At 52.0% G+C, this 25,431-nt stretch carries 16 protein-coding genes and 1 pseudogene; 11 read left to right on the top strand and 6 right to left on the bottom strand.

Annotation, left to right across the window (positions count from 1 at the left end; all coding sequences use genetic code 11):
* Positions 1-7: 7 nt before the first annotated feature.
* Complete coding sequence (locus tag A9165_RS15090) at positions 8-265, top strand: hypothetical protein (protein WP_255365744.1); 258 nt, start codon at positions 8-10, stop codon at positions 263-265.
* 24 nt (positions 266-289) lie between these two features.
* Here A9165_RS15090 and A9165_RS15085 read toward each other — a convergent pair whose 3' ends face one another.
* Positions 290-688, bottom strand: coding sequence for a DUF3293 domain-containing protein (locus A9165_RS15085; protein ID WP_008608650.1), 399 nt, complete (start codon positions 686-688; stop codon positions 290-292).
* Between the two features lie 135 nt (positions 689-823).
* On the opposite strand from A9165_RS15085, the gene A9165_RS15080 reads away from it, so the two are divergent.
* Positions 824-2,470 (top strand): ATP-binding protein, encoded by a 1,647-nt coding sequence (locus A9165_RS15080; RefSeq protein ID WP_065956499.1) that lies wholly within the window; start codon positions 824-826, stop codon positions 2,468-2,470.
* Between the two features lie 187 nt (positions 2,471-2,657).
* Complete coding sequence (arcA, locus tag A9165_RS15075; protein ID WP_008608653.1) at positions 2,658-3,365, top strand: two-component system response regulator ArcA; 708 nt, start codon at positions 2,658-2,660, stop codon at positions 3,363-3,365.
* Here arcA and A9165_RS15070 read toward each other — a convergent pair whose 3' ends face one another.
* Positions 3,366-5,669, bottom strand: coding sequence for an ATP-binding protein (locus A9165_RS15070; protein ID WP_008608654.1), 2,304 nt, complete (start codon positions 5,667-5,669; stop codon positions 3,366-3,368). It lies immediately after the preceding gene.
* 794 nt (positions 5,670-6,463) lie between these two features.
* Between A9165_RS15070 and gltB the strand changes: the two genes are divergently transcribed.
* From gltB to A9165_RS15050, 4 genes are all read left to right on the top strand, one after another.
* Positions 6,464-10,927 carry a glutamate synthase large subunit gene (gene gltB, locus A9165_RS15065; RefSeq protein ID WP_065956498.1) on the top strand — a complete coding sequence of 1,488 codons (4,464 nt, stop codon included), beginning with the start codon at positions 6,464-6,466 and terminating at the stop codon, positions 10,925-10,927.
* 10 nt (positions 10,928-10,937) lie between these two features.
* The gene (locus A9165_RS15060) at positions 10,938-12,350 is read left to right on the top strand and encodes an FAD-dependent oxidoreductase (RefSeq protein WP_065956497.1); all 1,413 of its coding nucleotides are present in this window, start codon (positions 10,938-10,940) and stop codon (positions 12,348-12,350) included.
* 113 nt (positions 12,351-12,463) lie between these two features.
* A complete protein-coding gene (locus A9165_RS15055) occupies positions 12,464-12,691 on the top strand; it encodes an amidohydrolase family protein (protein WP_008608661.1) in 228 nt (75 codons plus the stop codon).
* Positions 12,692-14,644 carry a cyanophycinase gene (locus A9165_RS15050; protein WP_065956496.1) on the top strand — a complete coding sequence of 651 codons (1,953 nt, stop codon included), beginning with the start codon at positions 12,692-12,694 and terminating at the stop codon, positions 14,642-14,644. It abuts the gene before it with no gap.
* A gap of 79 nt (positions 14,645-14,723) precedes the next feature.
* Here A9165_RS15050 and A9165_RS15045 read toward each other — a convergent pair whose 3' ends face one another.
* Positions 14,724-16,742: a fused MFS/spermidine synthase gene (locus tag A9165_RS15045; protein WP_065956495.1), complete on the bottom strand. Its 2,019-nt coding sequence runs from the start codon at positions 16,740-16,742 to the stop codon at positions 14,724-14,726.
* 315 nt (positions 16,743-17,057) lie between these two features.
* On the opposite strand from A9165_RS15045, the gene A9165_RS15040 reads away from it, so the two are divergent.
* The 3 genes from A9165_RS15040 (at position 17,058) to A9165_RS15030 (ending at position 20,805) form a co-directional block, all read left to right on the top strand.
* Entirely contained in the window at positions 17,058-18,488 is a 1,431-nt protein-coding gene (locus tag A9165_RS15040; protein WP_065956494.1) for a YfcC family protein, read from the top strand.
* A gap of 129 nt (positions 18,489-18,617) precedes the next feature.
* Positions 18,618-20,348 carry a bifunctional isocitrate dehydrogenase kinase/phosphatase gene (gene aceK / locus A9165_RS15035; protein ID WP_065956493.1) on the top strand — a complete coding sequence of 577 codons (1,731 nt, stop codon included), beginning with the start codon at positions 18,618-18,620 and terminating at the stop codon, positions 20,346-20,348.
* 4 nt (positions 20,349-20,352) lie between these two features.
* Positions 20,353-20,805, top strand: a complete 453-nt coding sequence (locus A9165_RS15030) for a YaiI/YqxD family protein (RefSeq protein WP_008608666.1) — start codon at positions 20,353-20,355, stop codon at positions 20,803-20,805.
* On the opposite strand, the gene A9165_RS15025 is transcribed toward A9165_RS15030, so the two are convergent.
* On the bottom strand, positions 20,802-21,797 hold the full coding sequence (locus tag A9165_RS15025) for a pseudouridine synthase (protein ID WP_083216307.1): 996 nt from the start codon (positions 21,795-21,797) through the stop codon (positions 20,802-20,804). The genes A9165_RS15030 and A9165_RS15025 overlap by 4 nt on opposite strands.
* Here A9165_RS15025 and A9165_RS15020 point away from each other — a divergent pair.
* Positions 21,792-22,478, top strand: coding sequence for a tRNA-uridine aminocarboxypropyltransferase (locus tag A9165_RS15020; RefSeq protein WP_065956492.1), 687 nt, complete (start codon positions 21,792-21,794; stop codon positions 22,476-22,478). The two genes, A9165_RS15025 and A9165_RS15020, sit on opposite strands and share 6 nt — an antisense overlap.
* Before the next feature lie 2 nt (positions 22,479-22,480).
* On the opposite strand, the gene A9165_RS15015 is transcribed toward A9165_RS15020, so the two are convergent.
* A complete protein-coding gene (locus A9165_RS15015; protein ID WP_065956491.1) occupies positions 22,481-24,904 on the bottom strand; it encodes a bifunctional diguanylate cyclase/phosphodiesterase in 2,424 nt (807 codons plus the stop codon).
* A 7-nt stretch (positions 24,905-24,911) separates the two neighbouring features.
* Positions 24,912-25,431 (bottom strand): annotated as a pseudogene (locus A9165_RS15010) (nitrate ABC transporter); the annotation flags it as partial.

Genomic DNA, 25,431 nt, shown 5'->3' with positions numbered 1-25,431 from the left:
CTACTATTTGGAACAATTATTTAGCGCCAGCTGTTTGCAGGCGCCCGGACGGACCCGGGCCTGTCCGCATAAACTGTACCGGGCTATGCAATTACCCGGTATGACGGCGCCGGCCCTGCGCTGTATTTGCGTCACTGACTTTGCGCCCCTGCTAACAGAGCCCGAAACACCCGAGCAACGTCTGGCGCAACTGCGTTTAAAACAACAATTGTCCGCGCATTTGCAACATGATGTCGAGCCAGTACTGCAGATTATCCGGCGCTAGTGCGCCTGCTTCCCGACGGCCTAATCAGGCCGGTAACAACACCAAACGGCTGGCAAAACTTCCCAGATACTCTTCCTGACCAGCCAGCAGTACCGGGACCAGGTAAAGCTCATTGCGTTCCACCCAGTAAATCGCATTTTGGGTAAACTCTTCTGCCAAGGCGATGCCCAGCGCTTTATCACAAAACACCAGCCAGCTTTTCTCCTGAAAACTATAATCAGGTGCCGCACCTATCACTGAGCGATAAGGACAACCCAACTGCTGTAACCGCTGTTGCAGTTTCTTATCCAGTAATTGGTTAAACAGGGTATGGGTAATTTGACCGGCCGGATTCTGGCCGCTGATGATGGCAAAACTAACGCCGGGAGCCAAACCCTGGTGACAGAGGAAAATCGTTTCTTTATAACTTTGCCATAAATTCATGCTCGCCCTCCGCCCGCCAGAACTGCCACTACTATAATATTGATGGATAAAATTTCCACTTTCCTTTGCGAAAAAGCGGAATTCTGTTTAGCATCTACTAAGCAGACTGCGAAAGTAAGGACCATCTGGCCGAACATGAGTGGCATCAATCGCACCACTTCAATGAAAACAGCATTGATTTTCTTAGTCATGCTAATTTGTAGTTTGACTTTGGCTGTGGCACTGATTTTGTCCAATGGCCTGGATTTTAAACGCCAGCAGAGGCAGCTGGAGCAAGAGTTAGCGGCCTTGCTCAATATTATTGCCATCAATACACAGTCGACACTGTTAACCAATAACAGATTTCGCGAAGAACAGCGCCTTGCCGCTTTTGATGCTATTACCGCTATTAAGAATATTCATATCTATAAGTACGATGAGGCCGGGCAGCAACTTAGTTTCTTTGTTAGTTATAACCGCAAAGATATCGGCCCCTGGCCACTTCAGACTGACCGCATCAACGAAATCATTGCCCAGAAACAGCCGATTCGTAAAGGTGACACTCTAGAGTTCGGTCGCGCCGTAGTGCTGGATAATCAGTTGCTTGGTTATGTTTATGTTAGAGCGACTTCAGAAGAATTAACGCAATCTCAACGCCAGCAAACGCTGGTCAGTATCCTGATCGCCATTCTTGCCCTACTGCTCGGTTACATCCTGGTGTTACAGTTACAAAAGCGCTTTACCGGACCACTTAATGTGCTGCTCGATTTAGTACACCGGGTAGCGCGGGAAAGGGATTACTGTGTGCGGGCGCCGGCCGCTAAGGTGCAAGAGTTTAATCTACTCAGTCGGGCCTTTAATACGATGATGGATCGAATTGAGAGCCAACTGAATAAACGCGCACAGGCTGAAGACGAAATTAAACAGTTGAATCAGAGCTTGGAGCAAAAAATTGCCGAACGCACTGCCGCTCTGCGTGAATCTAATCAGGAATTATTGAACACCCTCGCCACCCTACACCAATATCAGAATCAAATTGTCGAAACCGAGAAAATGGCCAGTCTGGGACAGATGGTGGCAGGCATAGCTCATGAGGTAAACACCCCCATTGGCTTAGGGGTTACCGCCTCAACGCTATTGCAGGACAAGGTACAGGAAATCGAGAGCGCTTTCGAGAAAAAAACGCTAAGCTCAAATCAGTTAGCACGCTTTCTTAGTGATAGTAAAGAAAATCTGGGGATCATTTATCGCAACCTTGAGCGTGCCGCCGGCCTGATTAGCAGCTTCAAACAGGTCGCTGTCGACCAGTCGAATGAAAATCAGCGTCAGTTTAATATGCTACAGCTGATTAATGAGGTATTGCTATCACTGCGGCCTAATCTGAAGAAAACTAGTCATCAAATTCATATTGATTGCCCAGCCGAGCTCACCATCAACAGTAAACCGGGACCTGTGAATCAGATCTTGATTAATTTGATTATGAACAGTCTGCTACATGCCTTTGACGAAGGTACCGCCGGAGAAATCAGTATTAGAGTCGAACTCAAACATCACCGCTGTTTATTACATTACAGTGACAACGGAAAGGGTGTTCCTGAGCATATTCGAAAGCGGATCTTTGATCCTTTCGTGACCACGAGACGCGGCGAAGGTGGCAGTGGCCTGGGAATGCACCTGGTATATAATCTGGTCACTCAGGCATTAAATGGTAAGATTCAGTTAGAGAGTAGTTTAGGCGAAGGCATCCAGATAGATATTGACTTCCCCGTCGGAAATCTAAGTCCAAGCAAATTAAATAACTGATACTTTAAGGCTTTGATTTATATCAGCATTCAAATAAAAATGAATTAGAAAAGACTAATTGTTAACAAAAATCTTGTTAACAATTGGCCGCTTGGATTATAATCAGCTTTAATTTGACACCTGTCAGACACAATGTCTACAGTCTAAATACCTACTTCTTACAACTCCCAAATAAGGTTTAACGCTAATGCAAACACCCGTGATTCTGGTCGTAGAAGACGAAGAAGTGACCCGTTTAAATCTGGTTAGTCTGTTTCAGGGAGAGGGCTATCAGGTTATCGAAGCCATAAATGGTGACGAAATGTATCAGAAACTGGAAACTAACCCAGTTAATCTGATTGTCATGGATATTAATTTACCCGGCAAAAACGGCCTGATCCTGGCAAGGGAATTACGGCAAAAGCAAAATATCGGACTGATATTCCTTACTGGCCGCGACAGCGAAGTTGATCGTATTCTCGGCCTGGAAATCGGTGCCGACGATTATCTGACCAAGCCATTTAATCCACGCGAACTCACTATTCGTGCCCGCAACCTGTTAAATCGTACAGTCGCGCAACCTGTAGTGGAAGAGCACAAGAGTGTAGTGAAATTCAACGGCTGGACGCTGGATGAAAATAGCCGTAATTTGACCTCTCCAACCGGGATGGCACGTCGTTTACCTAAGGGTGAATATCGTGCGCTGCGCTTGATGCTGGATACACCGGGTAAGATCTTCACCCGTGAGCAATTGATCCGTCATATGACCGGCCGCGAGTTGCGTCCGAATGACCGTACTGTCGATGTCACCATTCGTCGTATTCGTAAACACTTCGAATCTGATGTCGAGAGCCCGGAGTTAATCAGCACCATCCATGGTGAGGGTTATCGCTTTGTCGGCAAGATCGATAAATAATTAAGCGTCTTTAATATATTGCTGCAGAGTAGCCAGATGCTGCTCTGCAGTAAAATGCAGCTCCAGTAATTGCCGTTCCAATAGCGCCCAGTCAGGCTCCTGTTCTTCCAGCTTTCGTGCTTGTTCCTGTAACCAAAGTAAACCGACCGCGGCTGCCGCCCCCTTTAGTTTATGCGCCATACTTTGCAACTCTTTGAATTGTTGCTGCACCGCAGCCTCGAGTAACTTATTAATATAGCCTGGTAATAACTGCGCAAATAACAACACACTACGCTGCATCGCATCCTTACCCAACGTCTGTAAATAATGCTGCAAAATATTGGTATCCAGCACAGCCGGAGCCTGCTCGCTACTCGCCGCCGTCGGCGCGGTTTGCTCCGAGTTTTGCTGCAGTTTAAGAGCACTGGGCGAAAACAGCTCAGCTAATAATAAGTCTAATTTTTCGGTATTCAGTGGTTTGGACAGCACCCCGTCCAGCTTGATATCCGCCAGTTTCTGCTGTGCTTTGCGCACATTAGCTGTCAGCATCACAATGGGCAGTGCCGATAAATGACTTTCACTGCGGATATAACGGGCGATCTGATCGCCATCCATATCAGGTAGCTGCATATCCAGAAGCACCAGATCAATATCGTCCTCTGTTTCAAGCAAGGCGAGCGCATCCTCTCCGGTTTCGGCCAGTAACACTGTATGACCTCGCTGTTCCAACAGCGCCATCGCAATATCGGCATTTAACGGCACATCTTCAATCAACAGAATCGTTAGCGCCGGACAGTTAATGGGCGCGGGTTGTGACGGTGCCTGAGCAAACACGACGGGTAAACTGACGGTAAAACAACTGCCAGCGCCGGGCGTACTCTTTACACTGATCTCACCGGCCATGGCTTCGATCAGCGAACGCGATACCGACAAGCCGATACCCGAACCAAGAATACTCAAGCGCTGGCCATCACGGGATTTATAGTACATATCAAAGATCCGTGGCAGATCATGATCGGCGATGCCAATACCGGTGTCGATCACCTGTAACTGCAGAAACTGCTGTGTTAGCTGACAGTGCAGGGTCACCTGCCCCTGCCGGGTGAATTTAACAGCATTACTTAACAGATTCCATAACACCTGACGTAAGCGCGTAGGATCCAGCAGCAGGTAGCAGGCGGTAGTGCCCTCTGTTTGCAACTGAAAACTCAACCCTTTTTGCTGACAGATCAACTGCGCAAAATTGCCAATATCATCCAGGAACTGCTGTAGCTGTACACCCTGGTAGACGATATCGAGCTCCTGACGGTCAATTTTATCCAGGTCAATAATATCGTTGAAGATATTACCCAGGGTTTCGGCACTGGTAAAAATGGTATTGGCCCAGCTGAACTGTTCCGGCGCCAGTTCACTGCCCAGCAGGCGCCGGCTTAAACCGACAATGCCATTTAGTGGGGTGCGCAGCTCATGACTGAGGGTTGCAATAAACTGGCCTTTGTCCTGATACGCTTTTTCTAACGCCTGTTCAGCCAATTTGCGTGACGTAATATCACGACCAAAGCCCAGTAAACCGATATAGCGTCCTTGTCTGTCATAAAAGGGTAAATGGCGCATTTCAAACCACAGTACATTGCCATCTTCTTTTTTAAACTCGACATCCAGCGTCAGCTCAGTCTCGGGTTCCGCCTGCTCATACTCAGATAAGATTGCCGCCTGCGGACTGTCTGCGGCATAGAGCTGGGTCAGATCCCGGCCGATCAACTCAGCCATTGGCCGCTCCATAATACTCTCGAACATCTTATTACAGCTGGCCAGTAAACCCTTTTCGTCGCGGTAATAAAACAGATCCGGCGAACTATCTACGATGGAGCGGATCAGCAAGCTCTGCTCCGCCAGTTCCTGCTCTGTTTTACGACGCTCACTGATTTCTTTACGCAGCTCTTCAATAGCCCGCCTTTTCGCCTGAAATGCCTTCTTCCGCTCCTCGATTTCGAAGTTAAGCTGCCGGATACTTTGCTGCATGGTCTGATTGAGTTGTTGCTCAGATTGCGTTGAGTTTTGTACAAATGACAAGGCGGCATCCAGCCTGACTACCAGATAACAAATCACAAACACCAGGCAAGCAAACAACGGCACCGTATAAACCAGCAGTAGTTGCAACTCATGAATGACCACTTCCCGGTTAAAAATCGCCGCATAACCGAGATAACTCAGTAGTACCAGCGCAGCCAGCAATAGCACCAGTAGGGTTGCCAACTGCCAACTGCCCCATTGCCGGATGCGGCGGGCCAGTGTTGTCAGCTGCGGTATTGAGGAAATTTGCATAGGTTAACCTTTGAATACTTGCCAATACCCGCAAAAGCCGCAGGCTTGATTCCTAGGGCGTGTTGACGTCTGCTGCTTGTTTTTGCAGCCGTTTGGCTGGTGTTTATACAAGGCAGAGCTTGTGATGTGTAGTTATTCTACATGAACAAGCGATAACGCAGTAGAAACGCCAGCCAAACGCTGCCCGAAGGGTTCGCACTGGCGACGCTTTGCTCTTTGTCACTCGTCACTTATTTAGAATAACTAAACTGCGCTCCTCGTTTCGCGATCAAAGCGCCGCCAGTGTGAACAAAATCCAAGCAGCAGACGTCAACACGCCCTAACTAACGCCATGATTTTGCTAAGAGTACCCCTTTGCTGGCTGAGGCACAATCTGGTTGACGCACCGCCTATTGCGGCTTTATTCTGGCAGGCAAGATATAAACGCATAATTATTACTTTTTAATGTCAGCCAGAAATCGGTTCACTCTGGGCTACTCTGCTATTCAGATTTTGACCAAAGCGACTTATTGCCTGGATGCTGACAGCAAGACATTTTAATAGCGCCCGGAAAAAATGCGGCGGAATAGCACCATATACGCGAAAAACCCACTTGCATTTTCTGATAAATCTCGGTATACCTGATACCCTCTATAAGTATAGACGGCTAAAACCTTCGAGTTAAAGACCGCACCACGTTAACCTCTGAGAGACAACCTGGTTTTTGCTTTCAGCAGTAGCACAGACAACAACAAGAATAATAATTCAAATAATATTAATAATTATTTATTTCAGGATAAGTTTGGAGGCGTGTCATGGCGTTGTATCAGCATAGTCAGGCAAGAGAGAACTGTGGCTTTGGGCTGATTGCGCACCTGGAAGGGGTCGCCAGTCACCGCATAGTCAGAACAGCAATAAATGGTTTAGACCGCATGCAGCACCGCGGCGGTATTTCTGCCGACGGCAAAACCGGTGATGGCTGTGGTTTATTAATGCAAAAACCGGATAGCTTTTTCCGCGCGCTGGCCGAGGAACATGGCTGGAACCTGGCGAAAAAATATGGCGTCGGGATGATTTTTTTAAGTCAGGATCCGGTTAAGGCAGCCCTGGCAAAAGACATTATTAATCAGGAAATTGCCCGCGAAACCCTGACCCTGGTTGCCTGGCGTAAGGTACCGATCGATGCCAGTGTGCTGGGGCCTTTGGCACTGAGCTCAATGCCACAAATTGAGCAGGTGATTGTTAATGCCCCCCATGGCTGGGGCGATCATGATCTGGAACGCCGCCTCTATATGGTGCGTCGCCGGGTCGAAAAGCAGCTGACCGAAGATAACGATTTCTATATTCCCAGCTTCTCCTCTCTGGTTACTGTTTTTAAAGGCTTAATGATGCCGGCGGATTTACCGGGTTATTATCTGGATCTCGCCGATATCCGGATGGAAACCGCCATTTGCGTATTCCACCAGCGTTTTTCAACCAATACGATGCCGCGCTGGAAACTGGCACAGCCGTTCCGCTTTTTAGCCCATAACGGTGAAATCAATACCATTACCGGCAACCGGCAGTGGGCCCGCGCGCGTCAGTACAAGTTTGCCTCGCCGTTATTACCGGATTTACAGGATGCCGCGCCCTTTGTTGGTCAAACCGGCTCCGATTCCAGCTCATTAGATAATCAGCTCGAATTATTACTGGCCGGCGGTATGGATCTGTTCCGCGCCATGCGTTTATTGGTACCGCCTGCCTATCAGGGCAATAAGGTGATGGACGATAACCTGAAAGCCTTTTACGAATTTAACTCCATGCATATGGAGCCTTGGGATGGTCCGGCCGGTATCGTACTAACCAACGGTCAACATGTGGCCTGTAATCTGGATCGCAATGGCTTGCGCCCCGCCCGCTTTGTGATAACCCGCGACAAGTTGATTACCCTGGCCTCTGAGGTCGGGATTTGGGACTACACCCCGGATGAAGTGGTCGAAAAGGGCCGGGTTGGCCCCGGCGAGATGCTGGCGATTGATACCACCAGCGGCAAAATCTGGCGCTCGGATGAAATCGATCAAGATTTAATGCAGCGCCATCCTTATCGCAGCTGGCTTACCGAAAACGTACAGCGCCTGGTACCTTATGAAAAATACGAAACCGATCTGATTGGCAAACGTGTCTTTACCGACGACGAAATGCTGGTGCTACATAAGTTGTTTAACTACAGCTATGAGGAAATTGAGCAGGTTGTCACGGTACTGGCGAAAGATGCGCAGGAAGCGGTTGGCTCTATGGGTGACGACACCCCGATGGCGGTGCTGTCGCGTAAGCCGCGTACCCTGTTTGATTATTTCCGCCAACAATTTGCCCAGGTCACCAACCCACCTATAGATCCGTTACGTGAAGCCCATGTGATGTCACTGGCCACCAGTATTGGCCGCGAACATAACGTCTTTAAAGAGACTGCCGGCTATGCGCGGCGGATCCAGTTTGAATCACCGGTGCTGATGTATTCAGATTTAAAACAACTGAAACAGGCGGATGAGAAATACTATAAGCACCAGATCTTCTCGTTGAATTTCGACCCGGCACAGCAGGATCTGCAGCAAGCTGTCAGCACCCTTTGTCAGCAAGTAGTGAGTGCGGTAAGAGATGACCAAGTGGTACTGGTGATCCTGACCGACCGGCGCATTGCGCAGGGGTTATTGCCCATTCCTGCAGCTATGGCCGTCGGTGCCGTGCAACAAGCCCTGGTTAATGCCCAGCTACGCTGTGATTCGAATATTATTATTGAAACCGCTGCCGCCCGCGATCCGCATCACTTCGCAGTATTGATTGGCCTGGGTGCCACGGCGATTTACCCGTTCCTGGTTTATGAGACCGTCGAACAGCTGGTCGAGAAAGGCAATATCGCCCTGACCGCCCGTCAGGCCGTGCTGAATTACCGCAAAGGCATCAATAAAGGCCTGTATAAAATCATGTCGAAGATGGGGATCTCCACGGTCGCCAGCTACCGTTGCTCTAACCTGTTTGAAGCGGTCGGTATTCATCCGGATGTGATGGCGCAGTGTTTTAGCGATGTGCCGTCACGGTTAAGCGGCGCTAACTTTGCCGATTTCCAGCAGGATCTGCAGCAACTGGCTAACGTGGCCTGGTTAAAGCGCAAACCGATGAATCATGGTGGTCTGTTAAAATATGTGCACGATGGCGAGTACCATGCCTATAACCCTGATGTGGTACAAAGCCTGCAAAAAGCGGTACGCAGCGGCAACTATGAAGACTACAAGGACTATAGCCGCTTTGTAAACGAGCGGCCGGTCGCACATATCCGCGATCTGTTCCAGTTAAAAGCTGGTACGCAAGCGGTGGCAGTGGCGCAGGTCGAGCCGGCAGAGCAGCTCTATCCGCGCTTTGACAGCGCAGCTATGTCTATCGGCGCCTTAAGTCCGGAAGCACACGAGGCGCTGGCCATTGCGATGAACCGCCTCGGTGGTCGCTCCAACTCCGGTGAGGGCGGCGAAGATCCGCGGCGCTTTGGTACCGAGAAAAACTCGAAAATCAAACAGGTCGCCTCCGGCCGTTTTGGAGTTACGCCGCATTATCTGGTCAACGCCGAAGTGATTCAGATCAAAGTGGCGCAGGGTGCCAAGCCTGGCGAAGGCGGTCAGTTACCCGGCGAGAAAGTCACCGCTGAAATTGCCCGGCTGCGTTATTCAGTGCCAGGCGTGACGCTGATTTCACCGCCGCCACACCATGATATCTACTCGATTGAAGATTTGGCGCAGCTGATTTTCGATTTAAAGCAGGTTAATCCAGAAGCGCTGATCTCAGTCAAACTGGTGTCAGAGCCGGGTATAGGTACTATCGCGACCGGTGTCGCCAAAGCCTATGCTGATCTAATCACCGTCTCTGGCTATGACGGTGGTACCGGCGCCAGCCCGCTGACGTCGGTAAAATACGCCGGTAGTCCGTGGGAGCTGGGCTTAGCTGAAGTACATCAGGCTCTGGTAGAAAACGGTCTGCGTGATCGGGTACGGCTACAGGTCGACGGCGGTCTGAAAACCGGCCTCGATGTGGTAAAGGCCGCTATTCTGGGCGCCGAAAGCTTTGGTTTTGGCACCGGCCCTATGGTTGCGCTGGGTTGTAAATTCCTGCGCATTTGCCATCTGAATAACTGTGCGACCGGTGTCGCTACTCAGGACGCCACCTTACGCCGCGACCACTTTAATGGCCTGCCGGAAATGGTAATGAACTATTTCAGCTTCCTGGCGCGCGAAGTGCGCGAGCTGATGGCAGAGTTGGGCGTGACCGAGTTAACCCAACTGATTGGCCGTACTGATCTGTTGGATTATCGCAGTGCGCAAACGCAAAAACAGGGCAAACTGGATTTAACGCCTATTTTGCAAGCCTCCGGCGTAAGCTCGGATAAACCGCTGTACTGTGTACAAAATAATACGCCTTTTGATCCGGGCGCCTTAAACCAATTGTTACTGCAAAAATGCGAGCAGGCGGTACTGAAAAAAACCGGTGGCCAGCTAAGCTTGCCGATACGTAATACCGATCGCTCGGTTGGCGCGGCCTTATCCGGCTTTATTGCCCGCCAGCATGGTAATCAGGGTATGGCAACCGATCCTATCCGCATTAAGTTTACCGGTACTGCCGGCCAGAGCTTTGGCGTTTGGAATGCCGGTGGCCTCTATCTGTCGCTGCAGGGTGATGCCAACGACTATGTTGGTAAAGGCATGACCGGTGGTCAGATCGCAATTTACCCGGCTAAAGGCGCCAGCTTTGCCAAAAATGGCTTTACCATCGCCGGTAATACCTGTCTGTATGGCGCCACCGGCGGTCGCTTGTTTGCGGCTGGCCAGGTCGGCGAACGTTTTGCGGTGCGTAACTCCGGCGCCGTCGCCGTGGTAGAAGGTACCGGGGATAACTGCTGTGAATATATGACCGGCGGTGTGGTTGTAGTGCTGGGCTGTACCGGGGTGAACTTTGGTGCCGGTATGACCGGTGGCTTTGCTTACCTGCTAGATGAGCAGGATGATTTGGCACTGCGCTTAAATGGCGAGCTGGTGGAAGCACTGGATGTCGAAATGCCGATTTTACAGGAGCATTTACGCAGCCTGCTACACCAGCATGTCGAGGAAACCGGCAGCGATAAAGCGCAGCGGATCCTGAATGATTTCCACAACTATTTAAGCAAATTTAAGCTGGTAAAACCAAAAACCAGCGATGTAAATACCTTGCTTGGTCACCGCGCCCGCTCGTCTGCCGAGCTGCGCGTGCAAGCGATGTAAGGGAGGCGTTATGGCACAGAATGTATACCAGTTTATTGACGTAAAACGGATTGATCCGCCAAAACGCTCACTAACCGAAAGAACGATCGAGTTTGTTGAAATTTATCAGCCATTAAGCTCCACCCAGGCCGAGGGGCAAGCTGACCGCTGCCTGGATTGCGGTAACCCCTACTGTGAGTGGAAATGCCCGGTACATAATTATATTCCCCAGTGGCTCAAGCTGGCGAATGAGGGCCGTATTGTCGAAGCGGCAGAACTGTCCCACAAAACCAATAGCCTGCCAGAGGTGTGTGGCAGGGTTTGCCCACAAGATCGGCTCTGTGAAGGCGCCTGCACCCTGAACGAAGGCTTCGGCGCTGTCACCATCGGCAGTATCGAAAAATATATCACCGACAAAGCCTTTGAAATGGGCTGGCGGCCTGACTTATCTGCAGTGGTCAAGACCGACCGCAAGGTCGCGGTGGTCGGCGCTGGTCCGGCTGGCTTAGCCTGCGCCGATGTACTGGTGCGTAACGGCGTTACCCCTGTGGTGTTTGACCGTTATCCGGAGATCGGCGGCCTGCTCACTTTCGGTATTCCACCGTTCAAGCTGGAAAAGGATGTGTTAAAACTGCGCCGGCAGATTTTCAGCGAAATGGGCATTGAGTTCCGGCTCAATACCACAGTCGGGGTGGATGTTAGCTTCGACAGTCTGCTGGAAGAGTATGATGCCGTCTTTCTGGCGCTGGGTACCTATACGCCGATGAAAGGTGGCCTGGTTAATGAAGACGCGCCCGGTGTTTACGAAGCCTTGCCGTTTTTAATTGGCAACGTCAATAACCTGATGGGCTGGCAAACTGAGCATCCCTTTGTCAGCATGGCCGGTAAAACCGTGGTGGTGTTAGGGGGTGGCGATACCGCTATGGACTGTGTCCGCACCTCGATTCGTCAGGGTGCAGCTAAAGTCAGCTGCGCTTACCGCCGCGATGAAGCCAATATGCCTGGCTCGCGCAAAGAAGTGCAAAATGCCCGCGAAGAAGGCGTTGAGTTTCTGTTTAATCTGCAACCACTGGGGATTGAATTAAACGATGCTGGCCAGGTCTGCGGCGTACGGGTGGTCACGACCGAATTGGGTGCGCCTGATGCCAAAGGGCGGCGCAGCCCACAGCCAGTGCCTGGCTCAGAACAAGTATTGCCGGCTGATGCGGTGATTATCGCCTTTGGTTTTCAGCCTAGTCCACCAAAATGGTTAATCGACCAGGGCGTAGCGCTGGATAGTAAAGGCCGGGTTTTAGCCAGCGAGCAAAGCCCCTATGCGCTGCAAACCAATCAGCAAAAAATCTTTGCTGGTGGCGATATGGTGTTAGGCTCTGATCTGGTGGTCACGGCTATTGCCCAGGGCCGCAAGGCAGCTGAAGGGATCCTGGATTACTTGCAGGTTTAATTGACAGTAGGAGGCGGGATCACTCCCGCCGTCCTCTCACACCACCGTACATGCGGTTCCGCATACGGCGGTTCCTGTCTGTATCGAGCGTATTCAATACATGAGTCTGTTTCGTGCATCGTGTCGCCCTGACCACGGTCACCCAGGCACCGGCGCAGGTTTTGGGCCTAAAACAAAAAGGCCAGCTTGCAGTTGGCAAAGATGCTGATATGCTGCTGCTCGATAGCCATGATCTGAGTATCGACACCGTGATCGCCAAAGGCCGCTGCCTGGTAAAGGACGGCCGGCCACGGGTGTATGGCACCTTCGAAAAACCGCAGCAATTCGCAACAGGAGGTTAGATGCGTCTTTCCTGCATAAAGCTGCTGCTTGTTAGCAGCCTGGTTGGCCTGGCAGTACCGGGCGCACTGGCGGTTGAGCCGCAGCCGGAACCCGCTCAGAAAGAACAGCCGTTGCCAGCCGCCGATGCAGCGACGCCGGCTGTTGAGCCTGAACCCAGCATTCTGGATATTGCCAGCACGCCTGCTCAAGTCCTACCGGAGCCTGAATACGACCTGATGTTAATGGGCGGCGGTCTTGCCACCTGTAGCTCAATGTCAAACCGCAGCTGCCTGCAACAAACCCAGTTCAGCACTCTGGCAAAAACCGGTAATTTGTATTGGTTGCAACAGAGCCTGCTGCAAAATTTCGCTGCCGCGGAAGTTTTCAGCGCTGAGCGTAAAACGCTGCAGCAACAGCTGGTGCAGCTGTTTAATCAACTCGCTGCTGAGCATACTGCTCCGCTAACCGAACAACAGCTGGTCGAGTTATGGCGGGCGGCTCCGGCTACAGAGCAAGCGCCGGATGGTGAAACCCTGTGGCAACAGCTTTCTGAGCGTGAGTTAAATGTCGTCTTCGATTATCTGGAAGTGCCGACCCTGAGCAGTGATGATAAGTACCGCTTAACTGAACAAGTCGATTTGGCAAAGACTTCGGATCAACACTCGGCTGAACTGTACCGCGAGTTTGTGCGTCTGGCGGCAACGAAAGCCAGTAACAAAGGGCGCAGTGCGCCAAAACTGCTCATGGTTACCGCCTCATCACGGGATCCTTTTGCCGCGGTGGATTTTTATCTGGATGCCTTTCGCCAGGCTGGCGCAGAGGTAGAGTGGCTGCCGCTGACCGCAGCCTTGCAAGCGGCAATGCAGGCGCAAAATTGTCAGGCGCTGCCTGAGTTTCTCTCTGAGATCCATGGCAGCTACCGCCGTGAACAGGTTTATGCCGATCTCTTCGCCCTTAAGCTGCAAGCCTGTCAGGCTGGCAGTAAAGCCCTGGTCGCGAAAATTGCCGCGGCCGATGGCATTTTCTTTAACGGCGGCGATCAAAGTCTGACCTACCAGGCGCTGCGCTTTGCGGACGGCTCTGCCAGCCCGGAGCTAACCGCGATCTTCAGTGCCGTTGCCAACAAGCAGCTGCTGGTTGGCGGCACCAGCGCCGGTACCGCAGTGATGAGCGGCAATCAGTGGCTGGCACCTCAGCTGGCAGCGGTACCGATGATTTCCAACGGCGACAGCTATCACGCCTTACAATATGGCGCGGTAGCGGGCCCTGCGCCCTGGCCGGGATGTCGCAAAGAGAACCGCTGCCCGGATAATTTAAGTGAGCGCCAGCTTACCTACACCGCGGCCGGTGGCCTGGGATTATTCCCGCTCGGTGTGCTGGATACCCATTTTGCCGAGCGCGGCCGTCAGGCCCGGCTCTTAGTGCTACAGCAGGCAACGCAAACCAGACTGGCTTTTGGTGTCGATGAAGCCAGTGCCATGCTGGTCGATCTGGGCCACTATGCCAGAGGGCTGGTGCAAATGGCTGCCCGCGGCGCCGGTGAGGTCTATGTCAGCGAGCTACAGTCAGAGTCGAGCAAAACGCAGTTACTGGCGCACACCTATACCCTGACAGCAGGCGATATGTTAGTCTGGCAAGCAGAGACCTTGCCCCGGGCGGAGACTTTAACCCCGGCGGAGGTCTCGCCCCAGGCTGAGAATGTGCCCCAACAGGTGACGCTGACTCTGGTGCCTGCCGCCACTAAAGCGCCGTTGACCGAGCAGGCCGAGCCGCTGCATAGCAAAAGCCCGCTATTTAGCCGCGATCACTACCGTAGCCTTAGCCGTTCACTGTGCCGCAGCAACTTTCACAGTGCCACCGTCAGTGAGCCACCTTATCTGATCCGGCTGAGTAAAGACGGCGCTTGCAGTGCAGACGTCGAAGGTAACCTCAGTTACCGTCAGCAACTACGCATTATCAGTCCGGAAGAATAACCGCCACCGAACCGGTTGCCCTGTTGCCTTTAGCGCAGGGCGACTAGCTCCACTCTTCATTCAGCAGCGACTTCAACGGCTACTTTAACACCTGAAACAGGTTACTGTGTTGATCGGTCCAACGCACTTCGGGTCGTAAGGGTCTTGGCCAGGGCCGACTGGCTTGCCGGATGCTGTCTTGTTGTAAAAAGCGCTGATTGCGGCTTAGCAGTACCCACTCGGTCGCCGCCGGATTATCGGTATCGGCTGGCGTCGGGATAAAGACCGCATCCAGCCCCAGCGCCACAGCCTGATTACGTAACACACTACTGAGATCCAGATAGTTATTCGAAATATGCACGGCCAGCACGCCATCAGGCAACAAATGCTGCCAATACAATGCCAGCGCCTCTGTCGTTAACAGATGCTGCGGAATAGCATCACTGCTAAAGGCATCTAACACCAGCAAATCAAATTGCTGACTGCCCTGCTCTGCCAGTTGCTGCTGCAGCAGCTGTCTGGCATCGCCCAGCTGTAAGCGAATTTCCGCCTCGCTCTGCGCCAGATAACTAAAATGCTGCTGGGCCGCCTCGATCACCGCCGGATTAATTTCATAAAACTGTAATAGGTCGCCGCTGCGACCATAGGCCGCCAAAGCGCCAGCGCCCAGGCCCACCAACCCCAGATGACGCCGGCTCAGCTGGCTGCTGCTGCGTGCCGGATCAGCCGGTAAAAAGTGTGCTATTGCCAATGCGACCCCAGTACCAGGCCGATAGTAGCTCAGCGGTTGCATGGCTTTACTCTCGTCCAGATACTGCGCACCGTGGCTGGTGGTGCCATCAATCAGTTGGCGCTGCCGTTGCCCGTTTAACTCGACATCGCGTACTATCAGGCTACCGTAAAAATTCCGGCTGCTGCTGATATCCTGGCGCCCCAGTTGCTGTTCAATCAGCAAAAAACTGCCAATAAAGATCCCACCTGCCAATAACGCCGTTGCCGTCTGCCACACCGCCTGCCGGCGCCAATTATGCAGCGTCACCAGCCAGAGGATCGCCAATAACACCAGCGGAAACTCCCAGTAACGACTAAACAGCAACGGCGCCAGTAGATTAACCAACAGGCCGCCCAGCACCCCGCCGGCAGCCAACAACAGATAGAATGCCGTTAACTGCTCGCGGGACGGCTTGCTACGTGCCAGCTCGCCATGACAGAGCATACAACCACTAAACAGCAACATCAGATACAGCAACAGCTGTGACAGCCAGTCAAACTGCCGTCCCAGATAAAACAGCAATAGTGCAACAACTAAGCAGATGGCAAATAAATACAACCAGATAGCGCGCTGATACCAGCTATCGCGGTTAAACACCAGAGTAAAACTGAGTAAGTAAAGTGCCAGCGGTACTACCCAGAGAAAGGGCACCGGCGGCACATTTTGCGTTAATTGCTGGGTTACTGCCAACAACAGCACCACCCCGGCGGCAGATAACGCCAGATAACGACCGCTATGGCCGCGCCGCAACGTCAGTGGTGCCGAGGGCAGCAGCTTGCTCTGCGCCAGTGAGTGCCACAGCAGCACCAGGATACAGCCGCTAAACAGGATAAAACCGCCAGTCCAGTAAGCTTGCTGCTGCGGTAGCGCCAGATAGGGCTCGACTAAAAACGGATAACTGAGTAGGGCTGCAAAAGAACCCAGGTTTGACAACGCATAAAGCCGGTACGGGCTCTGCTGCGGGTAACGGGCGGCAAACCAGTGCTGCACCAAAGGCGCGGTGGCGCTTAACAGCAGATAGGGTAAGCCGATCGCCAGTGCAAGATAGCTTAGAATACCCGACAAGGGTGCAGCTTGCGGATCGGGTTTCGCATCCAGCAGTAACAAACTGGCAACCGCCAGCAGCAGTAAACCGCTATGCCACAAACGCTGCTGCGTCAGGTTAGCATAGCGGCTTAGCAGGTGCGCATACAAATAGCCGCCAAGCAGCGCCGTTTGGAAAAACAATAATGCGGCGGTCCAGATCTGAGCGCCACCACCAAAGTACGGCAATAGCAGGCGCGCCAGCATAGGTTGTACCAAAAACACCAGACTGGCGCTGAGCAGCACGGTCAGAGCAAATAACAAGGGGTCTACTCCGCTTAAAAGGCGTCAGCCTACCCAAAGTACTCTCTGCCAGCAAGGGGTAACCGCCGCACTGAATGCTGCTTACGGTAAATAACAGCAGCGCTGTATTGAGGTTTGCGGAGTGAATTTTGCTCGTCTCGGCGCAGTAACCTTGTCTGATTTGTCGAACCGCGCATCATAGGTTAGACTTGCAGCGCGCTGGCCGGTAGCAGTAGCGGTATCGCTAAACTGTCAAACCCTGACGCCGGGCTTTCAGCCCAATATTACTATAACAATACTCTCTATCGCGCCCCGGCGCGCTGCTAAGGTTTATTTATGGGAAAGTTTAAAGTTCCGCACACTCTCACGCTACTGTTTAGCATGATGGTGATTGCGATGATCGCCACCTGGATTGTTCCCCAGGGTTTCTTTGCTACCGAGACCATGGCCAACGGCCGGGCTGTGGTTGTGCCGGGTACTTTTAGTCTGGTTGAAGAACGCAGTTATCTGACGCCCTGGCAATTATTAACCGCCATTCCACGGGCTTTTGCCTCCGCCCAGGATGTAATTTTCTTTGTGATGATTTTAGGCGGCGTGTTGGCAGTGGCCCGCGCAACCGGCACCGTGGATGCACTGATTGGCCGCTTACTGGAGCGTTTTGGTTCCCGGCCACAGATGCTGATCTTTATGGTGGTGTTCTGTTTTGCGATGGCGTCCAGCTTTATTGGTACCGCTGGTGAGTATATACCTTTTGTGTTAATTCTGGTGGCGCTGTGTAAAGCCATGCGGCTGGATGCGATGACGGCAGTCGGTATGACGGTGGCCGGTTATGGTATCGGCTACGGCATTTCTGCGGTCAATCCATTTACACTGGTGATTGCCCAGCAAATTGCTGATATTCCGATATTATCTGGTTGGGAACTGCGGGTAGCTATCTTTTTGCCTTTCGTCTTGATTGGTTTTCACCATGTCTGGAGCTACGCTAAAAAGGTCGCGCAAGACCCCAGTCAGTCAATGGTAAAAGATCTGCCCTGCCCGCTTGGTGATCAACCTGCGGTCGATTATCCGAAGCTAAACTGGCGGCACCGGCTTATTCTTGGCAGCTTTGTGCTGACCATCGGTATCGTTGCCTACAATATCCGGATGAACGGCTGGTATCTGTATGAACTGGGTGCGGCCTTTATTGCCTGGGGCTTATTTGTAGTTTTAGTCGGCAATATCAGCAGCGATACTGCCGCGAAGAAATTTATTGAAGGTGCGATGGAGTTGACCACCACCGCGGTGTTGATTGGTGTCGCGCGCGGTATTTCACTTATCTTGGAAGATGGTCAGGTCCTGCACACGCTGGTGCATGGTATGTCACAACCACTGTCTTATGTCAGCTCTGAGGCGGCTGCTGTCGGCATGTTCCTAATCCAAACCGGTATTAACTTCTTTATCCCATCCGGTAGCGGCCAGGCCTATGTCACAATGCCGTTAATGGTTCCGCTGAGTGATCTGCTGGAAATTCCACGTCAGGTGGCGGTGCTGGCTTACCAGTTTGGTGACGGTTTCTCGAATATGATTATCCCGACCAATGCTATTTTAATGGGCATTATCGGTATTGCCGGTATCCCTTATGGCCACTGGTTCCGTTTTTGCTGGCCACTAATGCTGAAACTGATTCTGGCGTCTTCGGTGGTATTGGTTTTGGCAGTGATGTTTGGTTATGGCAACGATGTGCAACCCAGCGATCTGCCTATGCAATCCAGCGTACAGTCCCGCTAAGCCGGTGCCAGGTTCAACAATTACAGGAAATGGGCTCAGTACGAGCCCTTTTTTGTAACAACCGTTTGCCAGTAGCCGCGCTTTATCAGTAAAGTAACACAAGAATTTTGATGCAGCCAAGCAGGACATATGCAGCAGGCACGGCAAATTGCCGAGATTATTTTAAAAGGCTTTCGCAAACACTTTCGCTTATTTCAGCAGGTCACGGCTCGTGCCCGGCAGCGCTTTGAGCAAGCCGACTGGCAGGCCTATCAGCAGGATAGCTCAGAGCGGATCCAGTTTTATGATTTGCGGGTTAATGAAACCATCAGCCTGCTGCGCCAGCAATTACCCGCCGAGTGTTTAAGTGACCCCCTGTGGCAGCAGGTTAAGCAACACTATCTGGAATATCTGCTGTTTCACCCGCAGGCAGAACTGGCAGAAACCTTTTATAACTCGGTATTTTGCCGGTTATTTGCCCGTAAATATTTTCATAATCAGAATATCTTTGTCGAATCAACCTTGGATAAGCAACACCTGCCGGCACCTATTGCCTCGGTGTACCAAAGTTATTTCCCGGCACAGGATGGCTTAAAGCAATCGATCCGGAATATTATTGCCGCCTTTGGTTTTAATACGCCCTTTATCGACTTAGAACATGATATCCGCTGTGTGCTACGCAGCTTTATCAGTCAGTCCAGTCATGGCGCTTTTCCGGTGCATCTACTGCGGTTAGATATTCTGCACACCCCGTTTTTCCGCAATAAAGCCGCCTATCTGGTTGGCCGGGTGGTGACGCCGCAAGGCCAGCAACCTTTTATCATTCCGTTGCTGCATGCCGAAGGTAAAGGTCTGTATCTGGATACGCTGCTTACCGATCCGGAGCAAATGAGTATTATCTTTGGCTTCTCACGCGCCTACTTTATGGTGCAATGCCCGGTCCCTTCGGCACTGGTGCATTTTTTACGCGAATTGCTGCCGCATAAAACCCTGGCAGAACTCTATGCCGCCATAGGCCTGCATAAACAGGGCAAAACCGAATTTTATCGTGAACTTTTGACCCATCTTGAGCGCTCACGGGATCGCTTTGTTGCTGCACCGGGGATCCGGGGCATGGTGATGATGGTGTTTACCCTGCCCTCTTTTCCTTATGTATTTAAAGTGATTCGCGATACCTTTAGCGAAACCAAACAATTTGACCGCGCCACGGTAAAGGCCCGCTATCAACTGGTGAAACAGCATGACCGGGTCGGCCGGATGGCCGATACGCTGGAATATTCCGATGTTGCCTTGCCGAAGGCGCGCTTTACGCCCGAGTTATTGCAGGAGCTACAGGACAGTATTGCCGGTTCGCTGCAAATTGAGGATGAGCTGGTGGTAATTAAACATCTGTATATTGAACGGCGGATGACACCACTTAATCTTTATCTGGAACAGGCCTCGACTGCCGATAAAGCCAGCATTATGGATGACTACGGCACCGCCATTAAAGAAATGATTGCTGCCAATATTTTCCCCGGCGATATGCTACTGAAAAACTTTGGTGTCACCCGGCATAAACGGGTGGTGTTCTATGATTATGACGAGGTGCAATATCTGCTGGATGTGAATTTCCGCAGCCTGCCCAAGGTCGATAGTTTTGAAGCGGCGCTGGAAGCAGAGGCAAATTGCTGGGCCGCACCCGGTGATGTGTTTCCGGAGCAGATGGCGACCTTTGTCACACCGGGTGCCGAGATCCGCGATATGTTATTTAGTAAACATCCGGAACTGTTGGATGCCGGCTACTGGCGGCAAAAGCAGTACCGGATCCGCCAGGGCCAGGTGGAAGATATTTTCCCTTATCCGCAAGCCATGCGCTTTTGCCACCTTTATCCGGAATAACCTTATGCCTTTTACTATCTGGGTCGATGCCGATGCCTGCCCGGCCGTCATTAAAGAGATTCTGTACCGCGCCGCAGAGCGTAAGCAACTGCCGCTGGTGCTGGTGGCAAATCAGCCACTACGTACCCCTCCCTCGCCCTTTATCAGCAGCCTGACGGTCAGCAAGGGTTTTGATGAAGCCGATAATGAGATTGTGCGCCGTTGTCACCAAGGCGATCTGGTGATTACCGGTGATATCCCGCTGGCGGCTGAGGTGCTGGCCAAGGGCGCGGAAGCGATTAATCCGCGCGGTGAGCGCTATGATCGCGATACCATCCGTCAAAAACTGACGATGCGAGATTTTATGGAGACGCTACGCGCCAGTGGTGTGCAAAGTGGCGGCCCGGCCGCTTTTAGCCAGGCCGATCGTCAGGCCTTTGCTAATCAGTTAGACCGGCTGTTACAACAACTAGGCTAAAACAACCTCTGCTGCGAGACAAAATGCTGCTGACGTTGGCTAAGCGGATCGATAAAACTCAGCTGCTGCGCTAATAGCTGCAGGGGTCGGCTAAAATCACTGGTATTTTTCGGTAATAGCTCAGGATAGTAAGCATCATTTAAGATCGGCATGCCCAGACTCAGCATATGCAGCCTGAGCTGATGGGTTTTCCCCGTCAGCGGCTGCAGCTGAAACTGGCCGATATCCCCCTCAACGCCGACCAGCTCGACAATAGACTGCGCATTGGCCTCACCCGGTACGATTTGATTAATAAACCGCGGCTGGGCTTTTTCAATCCGGTTACTCAACTGCCAGCTTAACGGCGGCTGTAAGTTTGTGCTTAAGCGGGCCCGGGCCTGATAGCGCTTTACCAGTTGCCCCTGCTGAAATAGCTGGTAATAGTGTGGCCGGCTTATGCTATTACAGCTAAACAACACTAAGCCGGCAGTATCCCGATCCAGCCGGTGCAGCGGCGCTAAATCGCTGATCCCGGTATCCTCTTTCAGCCGCTGCAACAGGCATTCGTTAACAAAGTCTCCGCCCGGTGTAACCGGTAAAAAATGCGGTTTATCCGCAACCAGCAGGTGCGCGTCCTGATACAGGATCTGATGCAAAAACGGAATTTTCGGCTCTGCGGCGACTTCGCGAAAATAACAGAGCCGGCGACTGGGTAAAAAAGGCGTTTGCTCGGTAATCGCCTCACCCTGATACCAATAGACCTTGCCATCGCGGATCCGCTGCTGCCAACGCTCAGCCGGAATGCGCGGAAAATGAGCACACAAAAATGCCAGTACCGTCGGCCAGCCCTGATTATGCGCCGGCAAGGTAATTTCAGAAGGCTGTTTGGCAGTAATTAACATCACGACGTCTGGTTTAAGCCAACAAAGCAGCAAAAAGTGGCGGCAGCTTAGCATAAAAGCCGCTAGAATACGCGTCCAAACAGCCAACGCCCGGAACACCTGCCAATGCATCGCAATGCTATTCTGGCGCTACGACAGCGCGAATTGCAAAAAGCCACCCGCGTTTTTAATGCCCGCGGTAGCAAGGTGCGCCGCTGTGAGCACTGTTTGCTACCACAAGCTGACTGTATCTGTGCAGCCACGCCAGTGCCGCAGGCAAAATCCGCGTTTTGCTTTATTATGTATACCGGCGAATGCTATAAGCCAAGTAATACCGGGCGCCTGATCTGCTATATTGCTGCTGATAGCCATGCCTTTGTCTGGGATCGCACCAGGCCGGATCCGGCGTTACTGGCGCTGCTGGCCGACCCACGCTATGCGCCCATCGTGGTTTTTCCGACCCAATATGCCGAAGCAGAACGTTGCCTGGCCGATGCAGCTGCGCTACAGCAGGCCAGCGCCGGGCGCACGCCGCTGTTTGTGATGCTGGATGGTACCTGGCGCGAGGCGAAGAAAATGTTTAAGAGCCCTTATCTGGGTAACCTGCCGGTGCTCGGGATCCAGCCGACGCAACAAAGTGATTATCTGCTGCGGGAAGCGGCGCATTTGCATCAACTTTGTACCGCGGAAGTGGCGATTGAAGTGCTACGATTGGCGGCCGATCAACCGGCGGCAGAGCAGTTAGCGGAGTACTTTCAGGTATTTCGCAATGCCTATCTAAAGGGTAAGCCGCATTTACAGCTGCCCGATTAAGGCTAACTGTCAGTCGCTGTCACCCGGTCCAGCCAACGGGCCTGCCACTTTGACACAGGCAGGGGTTTATCAATATGGTAACCCTGCGACCAGAGCCCTTGCTGCTGACAAAACAGCGCCTGTGCTGCAGTCTCCACCCCTTCGGCAACCACTCTGAGATTAAGTTGCCGTGCTACAGCGATAATAGTCTCCACCATAGCGATATCATTGGCTTGATCCGGAATACCTTTGATAAAGCTCTGATCAATTTTCAGCTCTTGTACCGGTAAATTGCGAATATAGGACAGCGACGAATAGCCGGTACCAAAATCATCAATCGCAAAGCTAATCCCCAGGGCGGTCAGTTGCAGCATCTTATCAATACTGGCTTGCAAATCATCGACCAGAATACCTTCGGTAACCTCCAGCACCAGTGCTGCTGGTGCAAACTGATAACGCGCCAGCACCGCTTTCACATCCTCGACAAAGCTGGCATGCCGCACATGTCGCGGACTGATATTGACCGACAGGGTATAATTCAGGCCACGGCTGCGCCAGTTGGCTAACAATTCACCGGCTCTGGCCAGTACCCAGTTGTCCAATGCAATAATCAGATCGGAGCGTTCCGCCACCGGAATAAATAATGCCGGCGAGATCAGCCCTTGCTCCGGATGCTGCCAGCGAACCAAAGCTTCAGCGCCGGCCAGCACGCCATGCTGATCGCACTGGCTTTGCAAAAACAACTGTAATTCATCCTGATCCAGTGCCTGACGCAAGGCCTTCTCAATCTGAAACGCCTGTAACGCACTCTGGCTGTCAGTGGGCCGGTAACAGGCGTAGCGATTACCACCCTGATTTTTTGCAACATGCAGAGCAGTGTCAGCTTGCTGGAGTAATTGTTCCGGCAGCAGCACTTCCGCTGCCTGGCTAATGCCAATGCTTACCGACAAGACCAATTGCTCCTCGGCTACTTGTAGCGGCTGTTGTAGCTGTAATAACAGCCTTTGGGCAAGGTCTTCTACCTGCGTCAGACCGGGATAATCAGCTGCCGGTAGCACCAGGCAAAAGTTATCCGCACCTAAATGGCTTAGAAACAGCGATGTTTGCTGCTGTAAGTGCCGGGCGAAGGTAAGTAACACCTGATTACCGTACTCAAAACCACGGGCATCATTGATAAACTTCATCCGGTCAATATTTAATGCCAGTAAGCTGCATCCCCTGCCTTGCTGACGCAGACGTTCGAGCAACGACATCCGGTTAGGCAGGTGGGTTAACACATCATAAAATGCCAGAAAGTGCAGGCGTTGCTGCGCGGCCTTTTGCTCGGAAATATCGCGCTTGACACTCAGATAATGCGTTAGCCGTTCGTAGCGATCTTTAAGCGGCGTGATGGTTTGCAGTTCAGTATACTCACTTCCGTCTTTACGCCGGTTAATAAACTCCCCTGACCAGGCCTGGCCTGACTGCAAATGCTGCCACATCTGCTGATAAACAGTGTTCGCAGTTTTGCCGGCGCTTAACAGGCGTGGATTTTGGCCAATCAATTCGCTGCGGCTATAGCCGGTCAATTCAAGTAAGGACGAATTGACATAGACAATTTCTGCCTGCGGGTTAGTGATCAGGATCCCATCTTTACTCTGTTCTACCGCAGCCGATAATTTTCGTAGTTCTGCTTCATCCGCCATGCGCTGCTTGGCCATGCTCTCCAACGCTAACGTCAGCTGGCCAATTTCCGAACGCCGCTCACCGGGAGGTAGCTGTAAGGGTTTATCCGCAGCGACCTCATTTAGCGCTCTGACTAACTGCTCAACCGGTCTGGCCAGCGTCTGTTGTAAATAACGCCATAACAACACGCTGGTTAATGCCAGTAAAACTAACGCAATCAGTAGCGCGCGCCAGCGATGGTAAAGCGCGTCCTGCCAGCTGCTATGATGTTGGTATTCCAGCAGCAGCATCTGCCGCTGTGGCTGACTGTAAGTGGCACCGGGGGCGGTCAATGGTAAATACAGGACATAACGTTGTGCCTCTGGCAGATACTGATAGGCCAGTAACCCGCTGGCGGTTGTTTGCGCAAATAAGTCAGCTGAGAAGCGGGTTACCACTGCCGTGGCGGCTTGCCCGATATAATCCGGATTATAGGCATCCAAAACCTGACCTTGCTCACTGACCCGCAGCACCCGCAAAATACGACGATGCGCCTGTAGTTCGGTTTTTAGCTCTTCCACTACTTCCGGCAGTTGCATCCGCAGCGCGCGGTTAAAAGACGCCTGGGTTAAACTGCCGATACTGCGCAGCTCCTGCTCGCTACTTTGCAGCGCCTGGCGCTGATGTTCATTAACCAGCGCTATGGCAGCGATAAGGCCCAGTAGCAGAAAAACCGCGATCAGAATTAACGTGATACGGACCCGGATACTGTAGCGGTTAGTTTTCAGCAACTGAGCGATCATTGCGATATTACCTGCATACCTCAAGTTGAGCGGCTTTACTGATATGCGCAGTTTGCAATAAATACTGGTTCATGCTGTCGATTAGCGGTAATAGTTTAGCGGCCAACCGTTGATACTCCGGCTCTTTATCCGGAAATACCATCCCAGCCAATGCCTGCTGTAGTTCCTCTAACGATAACTCGGTGTTACGGCTAAGCAAAGCCAGAGCGGCGGTATCAGGTTGCTGCAACCTTGCCAGCCCCTTAGGCCAGATATCGTTCAGTAATAAGGTGAACAACTGTTGTCGCTGCTGCCACACCTGACGGCGTACCACCAAAATATCTATAATTTCGCCGGGTAACTGCCGGCTATCTAACAGCGTGACCGCACCCGCTTTTAGCAGTTGGCTGACATAGGGTTCATAGGTAATAACCACATCGATTTCAAGATCCAATAGCGCCTGAACATGTCGCCTTGGTACCAGAGTGCGGGCAGTAAACTGTTCTGGGGCCCCCCCTTTAACTCCCTGTCTCTTATACACAAATCCC

The sequence above is a fragment of the Alishewanella sp. HH-ZS genome (assembly GCF_001704375.1).
In the GTDB taxonomy this organism is placed as follows: Bacteria; Pseudomonadota; Gammaproteobacteria; order Enterobacterales; family Alteromonadaceae; genus Alishewanella; species Alishewanella aestuarii.
The sequence above is the reverse complement of the archived record's forward strand: the minus strand, read 5'-3'. Positions and strand labels throughout refer to the sequence as shown.